Source organism: Mesorhizobium erdmanii USDA 3471 (genome assembly GCF_000472705.1).
Taxonomy (GTDB): domain Bacteria; phylum Pseudomonadota; class Alphaproteobacteria; order Rhizobiales; family Rhizobiaceae; genus Mesorhizobium; species Mesorhizobium erdmanii.
The window spans coordinates 26,798-42,405 of the sequence record NZ_AXAE01000039.1; the positions used below are offsets into that span (position 1 = coordinate 26,798).

The 15,608-nt window shown below is 59.7% G+C and carries 16 protein-coding genes, 1 pseudogene and 1 riboswitch; of the genes and pseudogenes, 5 read left to right on the forward strand and 12 right to left on the reverse strand.

Annotated features, from left to right (window positions below; translation table 11 throughout):
• Positions 1–51: 51 nt before the first annotated feature.
• The 4 genes from A3AU_RS01000000136145 to A3AU_RS1000000139580 all read right to left on the reverse strand — a co-directional run bounded on the left by A3AU_RS01000000136145 (position 52) and on the right by A3AU_RS1000000139580 (position 3,091).
• The gene (locus A3AU_RS01000000136145) at positions 52–762 is read right to left on the reverse strand and encodes a thermonuclease family protein (protein ID WP_245235577.1); all 711 of its coding nucleotides are present in this window, start codon (positions 760–762) and stop codon (positions 52–54) included.
• A gap of 68 nt (positions 763–830) precedes the next feature.
• Positions 831–1,217 carry a hypothetical protein gene (locus A3AU_RS1000000138325; RefSeq protein WP_081709675.1) on the reverse strand — a complete coding sequence of 129 codons (387 nt, stop codon included), beginning with the start codon at positions 1,215–1,217 and terminating at the stop codon, positions 831–833.
• 5 nt (positions 1,218–1,222) lie between these two features.
• On the reverse strand, positions 1,223–1,723 hold the full coding sequence (locus tag A3AU_RS0126140) for a hypothetical protein (RefSeq protein WP_154674662.1): 501 nt from the start codon (positions 1,721–1,723) through the stop codon (positions 1,223–1,225).
• 402 nt (positions 1,724–2,125) lie between these two features.
• The gene (locus tag A3AU_RS1000000139580; RefSeq protein WP_161633534.1) at positions 2,126–3,091 is read right to left on the reverse strand and encodes an SEC-C domain-containing protein; all 966 of its coding nucleotides are present in this window, start codon (positions 3,089–3,091) and stop codon (positions 2,126–2,128) included.
• Between the two features lie 91 nt (positions 3,092–3,182).
• Here A3AU_RS1000000139580 and A3AU_RS0126150 point away from each other — a divergent pair, with 91 nt between their 5' ends.
• From A3AU_RS0126150 to A3AU_RS0126175, 5 genes and pseudogenes are all read left to right on the forward strand, one after another.
• Positions 3,183–4,121 carry an XRE family transcriptional regulator gene (locus tag A3AU_RS0126150; RefSeq protein ID WP_161633535.1) on the forward strand — a complete coding sequence of 313 codons (939 nt, stop codon included), beginning with the start codon at positions 3,183–3,185 and terminating at the stop codon, positions 4,119–4,121.
• A gap of 1,235 nt (positions 4,122–5,356) precedes the next feature.
• A complete protein-coding gene (locus A3AU_RS0126160) occupies positions 5,357–5,536 on the forward strand; it encodes a hypothetical protein (protein WP_133117244.1) in 180 nt (59 codons plus the stop codon).
• A 190-nt stretch (positions 5,537–5,726) separates the two neighbouring features.
• A pseudogene (locus A3AU_RS1000000141005) lies at positions 5,727–5,978 on the forward strand (GAF domain-containing protein); the annotation flags it as partial.
• A gap of 617 nt (positions 5,979–6,595) precedes the next feature.
• Complete coding sequence (hisC, locus tag A3AU_RS0126170; protein ID WP_027055519.1) at positions 6,596–7,705, forward strand: histidinol-phosphate transaminase; 1,110 nt, start codon at positions 6,596–6,598, stop codon at positions 7,703–7,705.
• 126 nt (positions 7,706–7,831) lie between these two features.
• Positions 7,832–8,860: an LLM class flavin-dependent oxidoreductase gene (locus A3AU_RS0126175; RefSeq protein ID WP_027033131.1), complete on the forward strand. Its 1,029-nt coding sequence runs from the start codon at positions 7,832–7,834 to the stop codon at positions 8,858–8,860.
• Between the two features lie 261 nt (positions 8,861–9,121).
• Here the strand turns inward: A3AU_RS0126175 and A3AU_RS0126180 are convergent, their stop codons facing one another.
• The 8 genes from A3AU_RS0126180 to A3AU_RS1000000138330 all read right to left on the reverse strand — a co-directional run.
• A complete protein-coding gene (locus A3AU_RS0126180; protein WP_027055520.1) occupies positions 9,122–9,892 on the reverse strand; it encodes a hydroxymethylpyrimidine/phosphomethylpyrimidine kinase in 771 nt (256 codons plus the stop codon).
• A complete protein-coding gene (locus tag A3AU_RS0126185) occupies positions 9,883–10,488 on the reverse strand; it encodes a thiamine phosphate synthase (protein WP_027055521.1) in 606 nt (201 codons plus the stop codon). The genes A3AU_RS0126180 and A3AU_RS0126185 overlap by 10 nt, the downstream gene beginning before the upstream one ends.
• On the reverse strand, positions 10,485–11,258 hold the full coding sequence (locus A3AU_RS0126190) for a thiazole synthase (protein ID WP_027055522.1): 774 nt from the start codon (positions 11,256–11,258) through the stop codon (positions 10,485–10,487). Before A3AU_RS0126190 ends, A3AU_RS0126185 begins: the two co-directional genes overlap by 4 nt.
• Position 11,259: 1 nt before the next feature.
• Positions 11,260–11,457 carry a sulfur carrier protein ThiS gene (gene thiS, locus A3AU_RS0126195; protein ID WP_027055523.1) on the reverse strand — a complete coding sequence of 66 codons (198 nt, stop codon included), beginning with the start codon at positions 11,455–11,457 and terminating at the stop codon, positions 11,260–11,262.
• Entirely contained in the window at positions 11,426–12,427 is a 1,002-nt protein-coding gene (gene thiO / locus A3AU_RS0126200) for a glycine oxidase ThiO (protein ID WP_027055524.1), read from the reverse strand. The genes thiS and thiO overlap by 32 nt, the downstream gene beginning before the upstream one ends.
• Complete coding sequence (thiC, locus tag A3AU_RS0126205; protein ID WP_032918179.1) at positions 12,424–14,274, reverse strand: phosphomethylpyrimidine synthase ThiC; 1,851 nt, start codon at positions 14,272–14,274, stop codon at positions 12,424–12,426. The genes thiO and thiC overlap by 4 nt, the downstream gene beginning before the upstream one ends.
• Positions 14,275–14,377: 103 nt before the next feature.
• Positions 14,378–14,494: riboswitch (TPP riboswitch) on the reverse strand.
• Positions 14,495–14,771: 277 nt separating this feature from the next.
• Positions 14,772–15,509, reverse strand: a complete 738-nt coding sequence (gene queE / locus A3AU_RS0126210) for a 7-carboxy-7-deazaguanine synthase QueE (protein ID WP_027055526.1) — start codon at positions 15,507–15,509, stop codon at positions 14,772–14,774.
• The coding region (locus A3AU_RS1000000138330; protein WP_209444653.1) for a 6-carboxytetrahydropterin synthase at positions 15,506–15,608 on the reverse strand (103 nt) is incomplete at its 5' end. The genes queE and A3AU_RS1000000138330, both read right to left, overlap by 4 nt.

Genomic DNA, 15,608 nt, shown 5'->3' on the forward strand with positions numbered 1-15,608 from the left:
CGACCATGTCGATGGGGCTGGGGCCTTTGAAGCGCAACTCAGGGCGCCGCGTTAGCACAACGTCTCGCACGCCACGCCGTCCCGATCCAGCTTCCGGCCCCAAGGGCAGTTGCTGAGATACCATTGGGCTTCCTCACAGGAGCCGATCTGCGAACAGGTCCGCCGTGGCTGGCACGAATAGCTCTGCGCGACCTGTTGGCGGCTGATGCCGAGCGGCTGGCTCGACGGAGCCGCGCCGTCTGCATGCTCCGTGCGCCAATCCCACGGCGACTGAAACTTGCCGACCCAAATGCCGACTTTCGACGCCTCGGCCGTCGCCTGCTTCTCTGCGTAGGTGCCGTGGCTGTAGCGGGGCCAATCCAGCGCCTGGCCGTGCTCGACCATCCAGGCGGCAACGCTAGCGCCATCGGCGCGCCGGCAGTCGCCGATATAGCGATGATAGCGGTCCCAGGTCACGAAGGTGCATTGCACCGGCTTCGAGGCTGCCAGGAAGCCGTCCAGCGCGGCGGCCGATCGCCGCCCGCAAGGATAGTCGGCCCCGTTCGCATTTTTACAAAGCTGCTGGCTCTCCGGCGCGTCGATGCCGTTGAAGCGGATGCGCTGGCCGCGGATTTCGATCGTGTCGCCGTCGATGACGGATGCCACGCCGGCAATCGTCGCCAGGCCCGCGCTGGTCCAATTCGGCAGATGGAGCTCGGGCATGTGGTCGCTGTGTTGCATGGCCGTTTGCGCAGCCAGAGCGCCAGCCGCGGCCACCGTCACCAAGATCAGGCGCCTTTGCACCACGCCAAGTGGCCTCCGGCGAGGCGATCGCATTCTACGCAGCATTGCTAGTTCGCCTCATGTCCGGTGCGGCCGCCCGGTTTCGCTTCGGCGGCACGTTCACCACAAGCCCGGCCTAGGCTGTCAACCCCATTGCGCAGATCGCATGGATGATTGCCAGAGTCCCCGCCGCCACCTTGGCGGGCACCTTGGCCTGGCGGTGTCAGCGGGATTCCGCGAAAGGCCTGGATGACTCCAGCTGTTCGCTGGCCGTCGCCCTCGATATGCGTGTTCTGACTGTTCGGGTTGAACGGGTCGACTGTCTGGGCGAGACTATTGTCGCGATTGGCGTCGCCGGCAGAGAGCGTCACGCTGTCATAGTGATTGAGATAATCCGCTGCGCAGCCGCTCAATGCCAGAACGATGCCAAGGCAGATCCCCAGGTTCCACTGCATGGCCCCTAGACCGGCGCCGGGTTTATGCCGGCGGCTCTCAGTTGCGCACCAAGCTTCGCTCGAGTCCCACACGCGGCCTTGTCGCCGGCGACGCACTTGTTATTCGCGTCTGACCAGTCCAGCAGCGCCGTATTGATCCAGCTGCCAGGTGCGCGCTGGATCCCATAGGGTGTCGGTGGCGCGCCACCAGCAACGGCTGGAGCTGCCGTGGCACCCTGGCCATGCGGGGCACGCTTCCACCCGCTTAGGATGAGGCAGTTCTTCATATACTGGTCTTCGGCAGCCAAGTTGCCGAGGGCATTGCCGATTCCGGCCCCCGCAACAAAGCCCGGGGACCCGATAGCAATATAGCCTTGGTCAACCGACCCCTTATGCATTTCGCATTGAGCATGGGCGACGTCGAAACTAGGCCCGTAGCCTATCTGCATGTAGTCGGCTTGATTGCTTGTTTGGCAGCCGCACAGCGCTGCCATGGCACCAAGTGCCACAAATGCTTTTATTTTCATCCCCCAGCCCTCCCAAGGCCGAGGCAGCATCTCCTAAAGTTGAATTTGGTGCAAGAGTGATGAACAAATCTGGTAAATTCCACCTGCTGGCAGTTCGTAGACTTCCCTATTACGACGGATATACTCCGTTATTTTATCCATCATTCCGTGGGATTGAAGATGCGAAACAGCGAATTGGCGCAACGGCTATGCAAGGGCTGGACCCCATGGGCAAAGGGTCCAGGCGATCACGATATTGAGAAAATATGGTGGGCGGCCCGCGTGTTGCTGCATTTTCCGAAGCTGAACTTCTCGACATGGTTCGACGGCTCGGAAGTCGTCGGCACCTGGCATTGGGGATTTCGTCAGAAGCGGAATGCTTTTCCCTCTGACCCGATCGAGCATCTCTTACGGGATGAGGAGCTAAGGATTCCCCCTTACGTCCGCGACATGAGCCCGCAGAGTAGAGTGAACCCCTAGCATGGGGGGTGGGGGATTTTGTCCTCCTTCGGCGATCAACACTGCAATTTCGGCGGGAGGGGCTCGATCAAAGATGCCGAGACCGAGATTGCGGCTTTTGAAGGCGTGCAGAATAGACGGGAAGGGTAGCTTCAGATCATGCGGCCGGCAGCATTCGCCATAGCGCCGATTTGATCCGCAGTTGCAAAGCTCGGCCTCCTTAAACTGGGTTAGCCGATAATAGGGATCAGCTTGGCCCAGTTCATCCAGCATCGCATACTGGCGTCCCGGCCACCGATCAAACACCACCAAATGAAGCTGGCGAAGCGCCCATACGCTATAAAGGTCCAGCAACGTGCACAAATCACTGCCTGGCGACCAAGCTTTATCGAGCATGGGGTGATAAGCGCACACCGAGCCGTCAGGGAAATTGGTATGTCGCGGGCCGATCCATTCGACCTGCCCATCTTGCTGCCAGAACGCCCATCCACGCGGTTCGACCGCTGGCGTTTCTGGTAGGGCAATAAGGAATATGGCTTCTCGCGATAAGCCATCTATCACTTGGCTGCGAGCGAGAAGCCATACTCCATGGTCATCGGGGAGGAGAGTTGCGCCGGGGTATGCCCGTTGCACATTCTCTAGCTGCCCGGCGTAGTTGCCGGCGAGGCCGACGATCCGTGATCCGGCACGGGGCGCCCGTGATCTGCCGGACGACCTTTGCCGCCGGGTGGACCTTTGCCATGATCGGGCTGCGGGTCCTCCCGCTCCTTGCTGTTGCTCATTACTTTTCTCCTGGACAGTGGGTGATGTGGGCTGTGGGTCGAGGATAACGATGCCCCCGTCCTTCACCCGCACGGGCCGGCGCGCGTCCAAACCGACGCCAATCCGATGCAACTCAGCCCGCGCATCGTCGGTCAACAACACTTTCATTTTGCTTGCCAATGTGCGAGTCTGTGTCACCAGCACAGGATGCATTCTGGAGCGAAGCGTGTCAAGGTGTGCTGATCGCACAATGGTGAACATGAACGAATTCGAAGAAAAGCTCGTCGGGGCGGTCCGCGAGAAGCGGGAACGCGAAGGTCTTAGTATAAGGGCATTATCGGGGATTGTGGGAATCAGCTTCTCCACGCTGGCCCGCATCGAGCGGGGCGACGGGTCGCCCGACAACAATTCCAAAATTAGGCTGCTCGAGTGGCTCGGCCCCGATGCCGATGAACACGAGCTTGGCTTTGATCGGGTGGCATTCGTTCACTTCCGCGCTGGCAAAAACGCGTCCTCCAAGACTGTGCAAACCCTACTGGACGCTGCCGTGTGTCTTCGTCAGCACTACACTAAGGGTGACATATCAGAACCGAGCAGCGCGCCGATAGATGCCGAAGTTATCGCCATGTCAAAGGAAGAGCTGGAGCAGACGGCCGAAGATTTCCGAAAAGATTTAGGGCTGAAGAAAAGCGACCCGCTAGATCCATTCTATTTGGTTGTTGATTCTGTTGTGGTAGAGCGATTGCGGGATACCTCCTGTATTACTGGAAAGGCAAAGAACACACTTGCTGGACCGTCGCGAGGCGAGTGGTCCGCTATGAGCGTTCCCTTAAATTCCGATCAGGATAGGTGGGTTGTCTTTTTAAACGACTACCATACCGTTGAGAGACAAAGAGTGACGCTCCTTGAGGAATATTGGCATATTCTTGCCGGGCACAAGCTAACCAAGATAGCTAAGATTGCTGGCTGCTTCGGTCGAACATATGATAGCGCTGAAGAGCACGACGCGTATTTCTTGGCATCGGCAACTTTGCTTCCACGAGACCCGATCAAGCGTATGGTCTCGGGTGGCAAAAGTGCCCCCGAGATCGCGTCCTTCTTCGGGACCTCACCGGAACTTGTTGAATATCGAATAAAGCGGCTAGGGCTATGGCGAGATCATATTGGAAAGAAAGTGAGCCTCGCCAAACCCTATTGACGTTTTACAATGCGTCGTTACCCGGTTTTCCGATCATTACAGAGGAAGCTTTTCGCCCCCTGATTGGCCAGTCTTCGAATGATCGAACGTGCAACGCCACTCGGTTTTGATACAGGCGATCGCGGGACTTGAGCATGACGCGACGCCTTCGCTGATCTTGCAGATACTGCATCCGTCATTGAACTGCTGGCAGGTCGGATTTTCCCGTATTTTCTCTGCCAGTGTGCCGCCGGCATAAGACGGTGCAGCGAAAACTATCAAGACGGTCACGGCTACTAGTGATGCGCGCATAAGGGCCGTCCAGTTCCTGATATCGATTCAATTCATGATGTTGCCGGGACTGTACGGCCCACGCGTCAGGCCCGTCGACGGCGACGTTATTTATCTTGATGCACGCGCTGTATTGAGTATCGCGTTCCGTCAGTGCCGTCATGTGCTCGACCTAGTTCGGCGGGAATTTCTGGCGGGCTCCGTCGAATGCTTAGCATCTCGACAGCTTTGGCGGCTGGACCTCGTATCATGCCGCTGGGCGAGCCACTGGCCGGCTTAAACGCGACCGAAAAAGCCGAGGTCGCCGACAAGATCGAGATGCTTAGGCCGACAATGTTAATTCTACTGGTCGAGCACGACGATCCGTGATGCGTCTTTGCGACCGGGATCGATCCTCGAGAAGTGAACTGCGACACTTCCGATCCGAAGCATCTCGCGCGCTGGCGCTCGGAATGGCCCTGCCGGCCCGAGATGTGTCTCGCCTGGCAGCCGCCGCCTCAAACCATCGTTGATTTGCAGATCCTTGGCGCGCTGTCAATTTGGCGGACCATGTATCGATCAATGGAGCGGATCAGCTTGCTTCTAATGGCCGCCGTATGCTTTTCGGGCGTCGCACCTGATTTCCTTCAAAAAGAGATGCAAGAAGCGTTCGATCCGGCACTGACCCTTAAGCGGGGGGCTGGTTTGAGCCGATGCCGGACCGAACTGTCAGGGCAACGCCGGCTTTCTGGTGGGACATTGCGACCACGTCGCGGCTAAAACGTGGCGATAATGTGATACGGAATCACCGATTCCAACACGCACTTCGAAAATGTGACCTAGACGTTTGGGAAACGGCGCAGCGCAGCTGGTCGGCGGGGCCAGGGGGCCATCAGCCGCTCCGCGAGGTGGGCAAAGGTCAAGACCTTGTCGCGATTGTGAATGAAATCATGCCAGAGTCGCGGTCGGGCCCTGAGATCGTCGCGATGGCGGTCGCCACGCTACTGCGCCAGCTTCGCCAGGAGCTGATCAGGCTGATGGCCCGGGCCATCAGCCCCAGCATCGCGGCGACGCCGGGGCAGACATTCTGCCGTTCGATATCATCTACCGGAGATATGAAACTGATGGAATTCTATCATGAGCGCCGAGTTTCCTTTCGCGAATGAAAGAAAGCTCAATTGACTCTCCCGGCCCATTCCGGTCTCGTGAATCAACGTGCGGTTGCGGCGTGCAGAAGTCAGTCGACGGTCGCGATTCATGAAAGGAAACCCATGGCAAGGCATCGCACCGCTGTGCACTCGACCACTTTGCAGCGCCCCGACTTACGGCCAAGGCGTTTTTCGCGCTTGCCCGTGACCAGTCAAAATCCGCAACCAAGCGGTGGATCCGGCTTTCAACGCCGCCGACAAGGACGTGCTCGGGGCGTCCGACAACATGAAAGTGTCGTTCATCGGCGTACCCGTTCGCGTCGATGCGAACGTCGTGGGCACGCCGACCATCGACCGCATCTTGGACAACAAATCAGGTTCCCTCCTCGATTACGAGCTCCGCCTCCTCACCACAATCGCCAATCTGGTTGGGCAGACAGTGAAGCTGCATCGCATTTTTCTGGCAGCGGGAGCGTCAATCGGCAGAAACGACTTTGACTGCTGCCACGGACAGTGTTTTTCCGCGGCGCCGTGGAAGAGCGGACCGGGCAACAAGGTGCTGCAACTGGGGCCGATGATGCCAGACAGGCCGGCCACGCGGCCGACTGAGGCTGCTCCTTGGGCCGCCGCTACGGTCCCGTCCGTCCTCAGCGACCAGGCACCGCTGGCGTCTGCCAGCGCAGCCTCTTTAAGGGTGCGAGTATGTAAGATCGCGAGCGTGTCATCGCGGCCGTGGAGAGATGTGGCTCGGTGCAGGCAAAGGCGGCGCCTGCTTCGACTGACGCCGCGCCAGATTGGATACACGCTGAGGAAATACGGCATCAGATCAAGCGTTCTTGAAAGGCCGACCGAGGCAAATATCAGGGACAAATCAAGTTAGTGGTTAGGCGGAGCCTTGGCCCGATGACGAGTGGATGCGGACCTGAGCGTCGGGTCAATCCGACCCGGGAGGACAGCCCGCCCGACCTCGAGGGTCAATGTGCTGACAATGGCGGTGTGAACGCATCGTCGGTCGGCCATGTGCTCTAGACCATCAGTTCATCGCGGATTCCCTCTGCGACTGAAACGGAGAAAAACATGTCCGATGCAAAACTTCAGAGTGTGCTTTCGTCTCTTTCGCAAGTGGCGAGAAAGTTAGATGCTCTGCCATCCGATAGACCAGCGCCGGATTCAAGTTGGGTAAAACTAAACACGAATGAGAACCCGTTCCCGTTTCCAGCAATCATAATGCAAAGCGCGATTGCAGCTCTCGAACGGCAGTATCTATATCCAGAAGACGATAACATCAGCTTGAGGGAAGCAGCCGCGAATGCCTACAGCGTCTCCACGGATCAGGTGATCGCCGGCAACGGATCGTCTGAACTGCTTGGACTTGTCTACAGAGCTTTCCTTGCCCCGGGGGATAGCGTGGCGATGATGTCGCCAGGGTTTTCGTTCAACCGCAAACTTGCAACGTTGCAGGGTGCTCAATTTGTCGAAATCGAATTTAGCGAAGATCATTCCTTACCGATGGAGCAATTGCTCTGCGGTCCTGCAAAGGACGCCAAGTTCATTCTATTAGCTAACCCGAACAACCCGACCGGAACGTTCGTTCCGGTGGCCGATATCGAACGCTTGGTAGCGAAATCGGACCGCTTGATCGTGCTGGATGAGGCCTACGTCGACTTTGCACCCGAGAATGGTCTACGCCTCATCAATCGCTATTCGAACCTTCTGGTCTTAAGGACATTTTCGAAAAGCTATGCTGCCGCCGGCGTTCGCGTCGGTTTCGGTTTCGGTCACCCTGAAATTATCGGCAGGCTACGCAACATCCAGAACGTCTTCAACATGAATGTGATCGGGCAGGCGGTTGGTATCAGCGTCCTTGCGCACCGCGCCGCCTATGCAGACAACCACAGACACATCAGGCATGAACGACGGCGAGTGACGCTCGCGCTCTCGCAACTTGGATTTTCCGTAATCCCTTCCCACGCAAACTTCTTGCTTGCCCGCGTGCCAACGGGACAGGACGGCTCATGGTGGCAATCAGCCTTTGCAAGGCAAAAAATACTTGTTGCCGTCTTTCCCGATAAAGGTTTGGAAAATTACATCCGCGTCAGCATCGGTACAAAAGAGCAAATGGATGCGTTTCTTCGTGCCGCTAGTCGTATTAGTCGAATATTGAATATGTCAAGGCCCCCGCATTAGGTTGCTAAGGCTCTGCTTTAGCATTTCGCAGGCAATAATCCGAGCGATTACACAAGCGAGAAATCTTTAAATTGCTTGGAATACGCAAGCAACCGGACTTGTTGCGTCAAAAATGGAGACAATATCATGGATAAGGCCTTTCCTTCAGGCCTAGCTGTCGGCATCTTCGATCATCTGGACGAGGACGGCCCCGATATCGCCCGACAGTACGAAGATCGCCTGATGTTAGCGGAGGCGTGCGATCACCTTGGGTTCTATGCATATCATCTCGCAGAGCACCATTGTACCCCACATGGGAGAGGTCCCTCACCGAATCTGTTCTTGTCGAGCGTAGCCCAGCGAACCCGGCGCCTTCGTGTCGGCCCGTTGGTAATGCTGCTTGCCCTCTATCATCCGCTACGTGCGTTCGAAGAGATCTGTATGCTGGACCAATTGAGCGGTGGCAGGCTCGAACTTGGGATAGGGCGCGGCTCGCTCCCGATCGAATTGGGTTACTTCGGGATTGGCTCGGACGCGGCGCCAAACCACTATGCGGAAGCCAGCGAAATTCTTATCAATGCGCTGAAGGGCGGCACGCTATCGTATCAAGGTCGCCATTTTGAGTTGAACAGCGTTCCGCTGACGCTAAGAACTCATCAGCGTCCACATCCGCCGACTTGGATCGCCACCAATCGACCGGAATCGGCAGGCTGGGCCGCTGCGAATGGCATGAACATCGCGTGCGTGGGACCTTCCTCTTCCGTTCGAAGAATCACTGATGCCTTCCGCGCCGGTCGAGAGCACACCAGTGAGGCGGACGACCAAGCGCCATTTCTTGGATTGCTCCGAATGGTCGTGATTGGGCGTTCTGAAACAGATGCACGTTCACTCGCCGCACCTGCTTACGAACGGTGGCTCAAGAGCTTTAAATTCCTTTATGATCTCAATGGCATGCCGACTCCACCAAACCTGCCGCTGACCTTCGATGCAGCAATCGAGAAGGAATTGTGCGTAGTAGGAACGGCAGCATCTGCGGGACAAGCTCTTCTTGATCAGCTGGAAGCGGCAGGTGCAAACTACCTCCTTTGTCAACCGGCGTTTGGGAATCTGTCGTTAGATGCTTCCCTATATACCGCAACGGCGATTCAATCCGCAATTATGGCTCGAGTTGGCTAACCCCGGTTCGAACGTTCGCTCACCCAACAACGTGCCAAGCGGCATGCTGTCGCTAGCGACGACTAGGTGCGGGTTTCGGATGACCCATCAACCGGTTGGCACAGAGGCATGCGGCTTCCTCCTCAAAGCGGCGTGTTGTTCATAGGCGAAAGCGACCGTGTATGCCGCATTCTCACCCCTCGGATAGGGCCTTCATGTCCTAGCAGTAGACCCACGATCGCCTGCCAGACTTGATCGGAGCGTTGGATACGTTCGGCCCGATCAGCTTATCGGCCCGATGTCCTTCGATCCGGCAAGCGCATCGAAAACATATTGCTTGCCTTGGCGCACGCTCGCTTCCAGCGACGCTCCAAGAGCAAGCGAGGCGGCGACTGCGCTGGCCATCATGCAACCCGTTCCGCGCATCCCTCGCGGCAAGCGGGGCGCCTCGAACCGAACTGCAGGTTGGTTCGGCTGCAAAAGCACGTCGACGCAACGGGTTCCTTGTGCATGGCCGCCCTTGACGAGTACGGCGGTCCTCACCGTCCTAGATAGCTCTTCAGCCTGACGACAAGCCCCTTCTTCGTCCGCGGCCGGTGACGAGCCGGTAAACGCAGCCAGCTCGACCAGGTTAGGCGTTACAAGCCGGCAGATCGGCATCAGATCGTGGCGCAGCATATTAATGGCATCGTCCGCCAGCAGATTGCGTCCCGAGGTAGAGGCCAGGACCGGGTCGAGTACCACAGGCACTTGGCGGTTGACCAAAACAGCGCTGACTGCCTCAACAGCCGCCGATGTCCCAATCATGCCTATCTTGACGGCTGCGACAGCGTTGGCAGCGAACGCGGCGCGCATCTGAGCGGCGACAAGCTCCGACGGCACAAGCTTGACGTGCTCGACAGCCGAGTGCGTCTGGACTGTCACGGCGGTGATGGCAAGACAACTGCGCAGCCCGAAGGCGGAAACCGTTTCTATATCGCGGGCAATTCCAGCTCCACCGCTGGAGTCCGACCCGCCAACGACAAGCACATGCGGTTCTCGCCTCAGCGCCATCGCTCCGTTTTTTCGATCCATTCTCGTGTGCGCGCTTCGGGATCGGCATTCAGCGTGATGTCGGTGACCACTGCCGCGCTATCGGCGTCCGCCGCGAAAACACCGTTGAGCCTGTCAGGGTTGAGGCCGCCAATGGCGACCAATGGGATTGGCGCGACCCGGCGCTTCCACTCGCTGATCCGTTCGAGCCCTTGCGGCGCCCATTTCATCTTCTTCAGGATGGTTGGATAGATGGGACCGAGCGCGATATAGTCGGGCTCGGCAAACATGGCCGTTTCCAGCTCGACATGATCATGCGTGCTCAGCCCGAGCCTGACGCCGGCTGCCCGAATCCGCGCGCGGTCGGCGGTCTGCAAATCCTCCTGGCCGAGATGGACGAAGTCGCAGCCTTCCTCGATTGCCAGGCGCCAATGGTCGTTGACGATGAGCTGGCTTTGGTGCTCGGCGCACAAGGCCTTTGCCTTCCGGATTTCGGCGCGCAGTCGGTCCTCGCCCATGTCCTTGATGCGAAGCTGAACCAGCTTGACGCCGAGTGGTGCCAACCGCCCAATCCAGGCGGCGCTGTCGACGATCAGGTAGAAGGGATCGAGCTTCATGAGAAAACTGCCCTGCCGAATATCGGCGTCGACGGCACGGCGACCTCGCGTGGCTCGAGCAATCCCGAACTGAAGGCTTCGCGACCGGCATCGACCGCCTTGCCGAACGCGCGCGCCATGCCGACCGGATCGGCCGCCCTTGCGACCGCCGTGTTCAGGAGCACGGCGTCAAAGCCGAGTTCCATGACGGTTGCCGCGTGCGACGGCCGTCCGAGCCCCGCATCCACAATCAACGGAACGTCGGGGAAATGTCCGCGCATCGAGCGCAGTGCCGTCATGTTAACCGGTCCGAGGGCGGAACCGATTGGCGCGCACCACGGCATCAAGACCCTGCAGCCCGCCTCTAGCAGCCGCTCGGCGACTACAAGGTCGTCGGTGGTATAGGGGAATACCGAAAAGCCGTCCTCGCACAGGATGCGGGCGGCTTCGACCAGGCCGAACACGTCTGGCTGCAGCGTGTCGTGGTTGCCGATCACTTCGAGCTTGATCCAGCTCGTACCGAAGACGTCGCGCGCCATTTTCGCAGTGGTGACCGCTTCCTTGACGGAGTGACAGCCAGCAGTGTTGGGCAGGATTCTGACGCCCAGCGAGCGGATCAACGACCAGAATTTCTCGCCGGCCCTGCCACCTGCCATCTCACGGCGCAGCGAGACGGTCACCACCGACGTGCCCGACGCCTTGACCGCATCGGCAAGGATGGCCGGCGAAGGATATTGCGCGGTGCCGAGAAGCAGGCGGGAAGGAAGCGTCGTCCCGAGAAGCTCGAACATGCTAGCCTCCCTGCATGGGCGAGAGGACTTCGATCCGATCGCCGTCGCTCAACCGGAATTCCGCCCGATTGGCTTTGTGCACGAGGTCGCTGTTGACGGCGGTCGCCAGCCAATCGCCCTCATAGTCGAGCGCGGCAAGCAGCTCGGCCAGGGTGGTGGCGGCAACCTCATGCGCTTCGCCGTTGACCAACAGTTTCATGAGCAAGCTCCTTGGTTCCGTCTTGATTGAAAACCAGGTCGGCCGCCTGGCGCGCCATGGCGGGCGCGAGAAGAAAGCCATGGCGATAAAGCCCGTTGATCGCGACGGCCCTTCCGCATGCCTCGACACGCGGCAGATTGTCGGTAAAGGCTGGACGGATGCCGACACCGGTTTCAACGATCTCGGCCTCGCCAAAGGCCGGATGGAGGGCATAGGCAGCACCCAGAAGCTCCATCATCGAACGCGCCGTGACCGGTCCCCCGGATTGGCTTTCGATCATCGTCGCCCCAACCATGAAATGGTGGTCGGCACGCGGCACCACATAGAGCGGAAAGCGCGGATGAAGCAGACGGACCGGGCGCGACAGCGAGACATCAGGCGTACGCAGGATCAGCATTTCGCCGCGAACGCCGCGCAACCCATCGTCTTCTGCCGCCATCCCCGTGCAGTCGATCCGGCGATCGAATCCGGAAATGTGCCGGGCATCGGCACCGAAGCGGAATTCGACGCCCATCGCCGCCAGCCTGTTATGCAGTGCAGCCATCGCCCGGCGCGGGTCGAGATGGGCTTCGTCGGGGAAGAACAGCGCACGGCGGAAACGACCGGCGAGGTCCGGCTCGAGCTGTGCGATTTCGTTTTCATCGAAAGGCCTGTACCCCGACGTGCGACTGGCAAACCGGTCGAGCTCGCCCGCATCGCGCGGCGCGGCCACTACCAGCGTTCCGGCCCGCGTCACCTGCCCGGGCGTTGCCGCCTCCCACCAATCGGCGGCATCGCGTCCGAGATCCAGCACCGGCTGTTCGGCGCTTTCGCGCTCGCACCATGGCGCCAGCATGCCGCCGGCGAACCACGACGCATTGCCGCCGAGGCCATGCCTTATCTCGGCAACGGTCACCGCCGCGCCGCGTGTGGCGAGCTCGAAGGCGGCGGTGAGGCCGGCGACGCCGGCCCCTTTGACCAGCACCCTCATGATGGCTCATGCGCCTCCGGCATGAGCGGTGCGCCGGTCTCGTCCGCCGGCACATAGAGATCGCCGCCTTCGCGATATTTCGCCGCCATCGCCGCCATGCCTGCCTTCTGCGCCTCGGCGCGGATGTCGTGGGAAATGCGCATCGAGCAGAATTTCGGTCCGCACATCGAGCAGAAATGCGCCAGCTTGTGCGCCTCCTTGGGCAAGGTCTGATCGTGGAAGGACCGCGCGGTTTCGGGATCGAGCGACAGGTTGAACTGGTCCTCCCAGCGGAACTCGAAGCGCGCGCGGGAAAGGGCATCATCCCTGACTTTCGCCGCGGGATGACCCTTAGCCAGGTCGGCCGCATGCGCCGCGATCTTGTAGGTGATCACGCCGGTCTTGACGTCGTTGCGATCGGGAAGGCCGAGATGTTCCTTCGGCGTGACGTAGCAGAGCATAGCGGTGCCGAACCAGCCAATCATCGCCGCGCCGATTCCGGAGGTGATGTGGTCGTAGCCCGGCGCAATGTCGGTCGTCAGTGGTCCCAGCGTATAGAACGGTGCTTCGCCACAGATGGCGAGCTGCTTGTCCATGTTCTCCTTGATCTTGTGCATTGGAACGTGGCCGGGCCCCTCGATCATCACCTGGCAGTCCTTGGCCCAGGCGATCTTAGTCAGCTCGCCGAGGGTCTCCAGCTCGGCGAATTGCGCCGCGTCGTTGGCATCGGCGATCGAGCCGGGACGAAGGCCGTCGCCGAGCGAAAAGGACACATCGTAGGCGCGGCAGATGTCGCAGATTTCCGCGAAATGCTCGTAAAGGAAGCTTTCCCGGTGATGGTGCAGGCACCATTTGGCCATGATCGAGCCGCCACGTGAGACGATGCCCGTGACCCGGTCGACGGTCAGCGGGATGTAATGCAGCCGCACGCCGGCATGGATGGTGAAATAGTCGACGCCTTGTTCGGCCTGTTCGATCAGCGTGTCGCGGTAGACTTCCCAGGTCAGATCCTCGGCAATGCCGCCAACCTTTTCCAGCGCCTGGTAGAGCGGCACCGTGCCGATCGGCACCGGCGCGTTGCGCACGATCCAGTCGCGGATGTTGTGGATGTTGCGGCCTGTCGACAGGTCCATCACCGTGTCGGCGCCCCAGCGAATCGCCCAGACCATCTTTTCCACTTCCTCGGCCATCGAAGAGGTGACCGCCGAGTTTCCGATATTGGCGTTGATCTTCACCAGGAAATTGCGGCCGATGATCATCGGTTCGCTTTCGGGATGATTGATGTTGGCGGGAATGATCGCGCGTCCGCGAGCCACCTCGTCGCGCACGAATTCCGGCGTGACGAAGTCGGGGATCGCCGCGCCGAAGGCTTCGCCGTCGCGTTGAAGCTTGCCGCGCAAGATCTCGCGGCCGAGGTTCTCGCGGCCAAGGTTCTCGCGGATGGCGACGAACTCCATTTCAGGCGTGATGATGCCAGCGCGCGCATAGGCAAGCTGGGTCACCGCCTTGCCTGCCTTGGCCCTGAGCGGCCGATTGCGAATGGGAAATTCCGGCGTCAGGCGCTCGCCCGTGACGAATCCATTGTCTTCCGGCCGGACATGGCGGCCGTCATAGGCCTCGACATCGCCGCGCGCCGTGACCCATTCGTGGCGAAGGCGGGCAAGGCCCTTTTCGATGCTGGTTTCGACAGCAGGGTCCGTATACGGGCCTGACGGATCGTAGACGGTGACGGGCGGCTCCCCGGCTGTCGGATGGACGGAGATTTCGCGCATCGGCACTTTGACGTGCGGATGGAGGACGCCAGACTTGTGGATCTTCCGTGAGGCAGGCAGCGGTCCCGTCGACACGGCGGGGGTGAGGGCATTCATCTTGAGGCTCCTTTGCTCATGCATTGGAGACCCAGTTCTGTGCCGGAAGGATGAAAAGACGCTTCTGTCGACCTGCCGAAACAGGATCTCGGGCGTAAACTCCCGCAAAGCGCTTGCACCGTCCCTACGCCAGTATGAACTGGATCAGGTTCAACGGGTCACTGCGCCGCGAAAGCCAGCAGTATCTCAGCCCCTTGCCGGGACTCCCCTGGTGAATGCCTCAGGTTGAACGGGCCGGCGCTATTTTGTCAAGCGCATTCGTCCCGCAGCGGTGATCGACGACCAAACAAACCCAGCGGAAAAGCATGCTAGTATCGAGAGCAAGTGACGCCCCAGAGCAGCGGTGAAGCGCCCCCAATAAGGCGAGCCCTCATGCGGATTCGGTGCCTTTTCCAGCACGGTATTTTCGGGGCTTTCCGGAACAACGCTGCTGCCACCCAGTTGGGTGAGATTGCTATAGATGTCTGTCTTGCTCGTCGGCAATCCTTCCCCTTCGGCTAGACGCCCCGTTTGTTTCCCCAGAGCAGAACATGAAGCTGCGGCAGTACACGCGCCTCGAACCACCTGTCACGGGTCACCTTTTCAACCAGCCATTCCATGCGCCTCATCACACCGGCCATGTCGATGAACGCGTCTTCGTCGCCGGGACGCGGCGGCGTGTGATTGCCGGGCTGCAGATAGACGGGTAATTGCGGGTAGCGCGCCGCGGCGTCTTTGGCATAGGCATAGTCATCATCGTCGAAGACAACGAGCTTGAGCGCCATCTGCGGCTTATCCTGCGCCGCCTCTAAGCAGGCGTCGAACGCGGCCCAATCTGTCGTCATTTCGCTTGAGGGCGGCTTGGGGCTTAGTACCAGCACGTCGAGATCCGCGAACCATTGCTTAGACACCGAGCCTTGGGTTTCCAATGCAAAACGGTAGCCCTCACCGTGCCCGCGGTCGATCAACTGGCCAAGCGGCTGGATGGCCGGATTGCCGCCCGACAGCGATACCATCACGGGCTGACCGCCGGAAAGCGCAATGACCTTATGCCAAACCGCGTCGGGAGACATCATCTCCCAATCATGGCGGAAGCGACGGTCCACCGCATGCAGGCTGTCGCACCAGGAACAGCGATAATCGCACCCGCCGGTTCTTACGAACACCGTCGGCAAGCCGATCAGCACGCCTTCGCCCTGAATGGTCGGCCCAAAAATCTCGCTCACCCGGATTCCGGGATGCAAGGCGCAAGTCATGGCCGGTATTCCGCCCAGGTTTTCGGCGTCTCGCTCACCCGCACGGCGGAGGTTTCGGGTAGCCGCACCTTGCACCAGTCGTAGAAGTGCCTGGCCAGG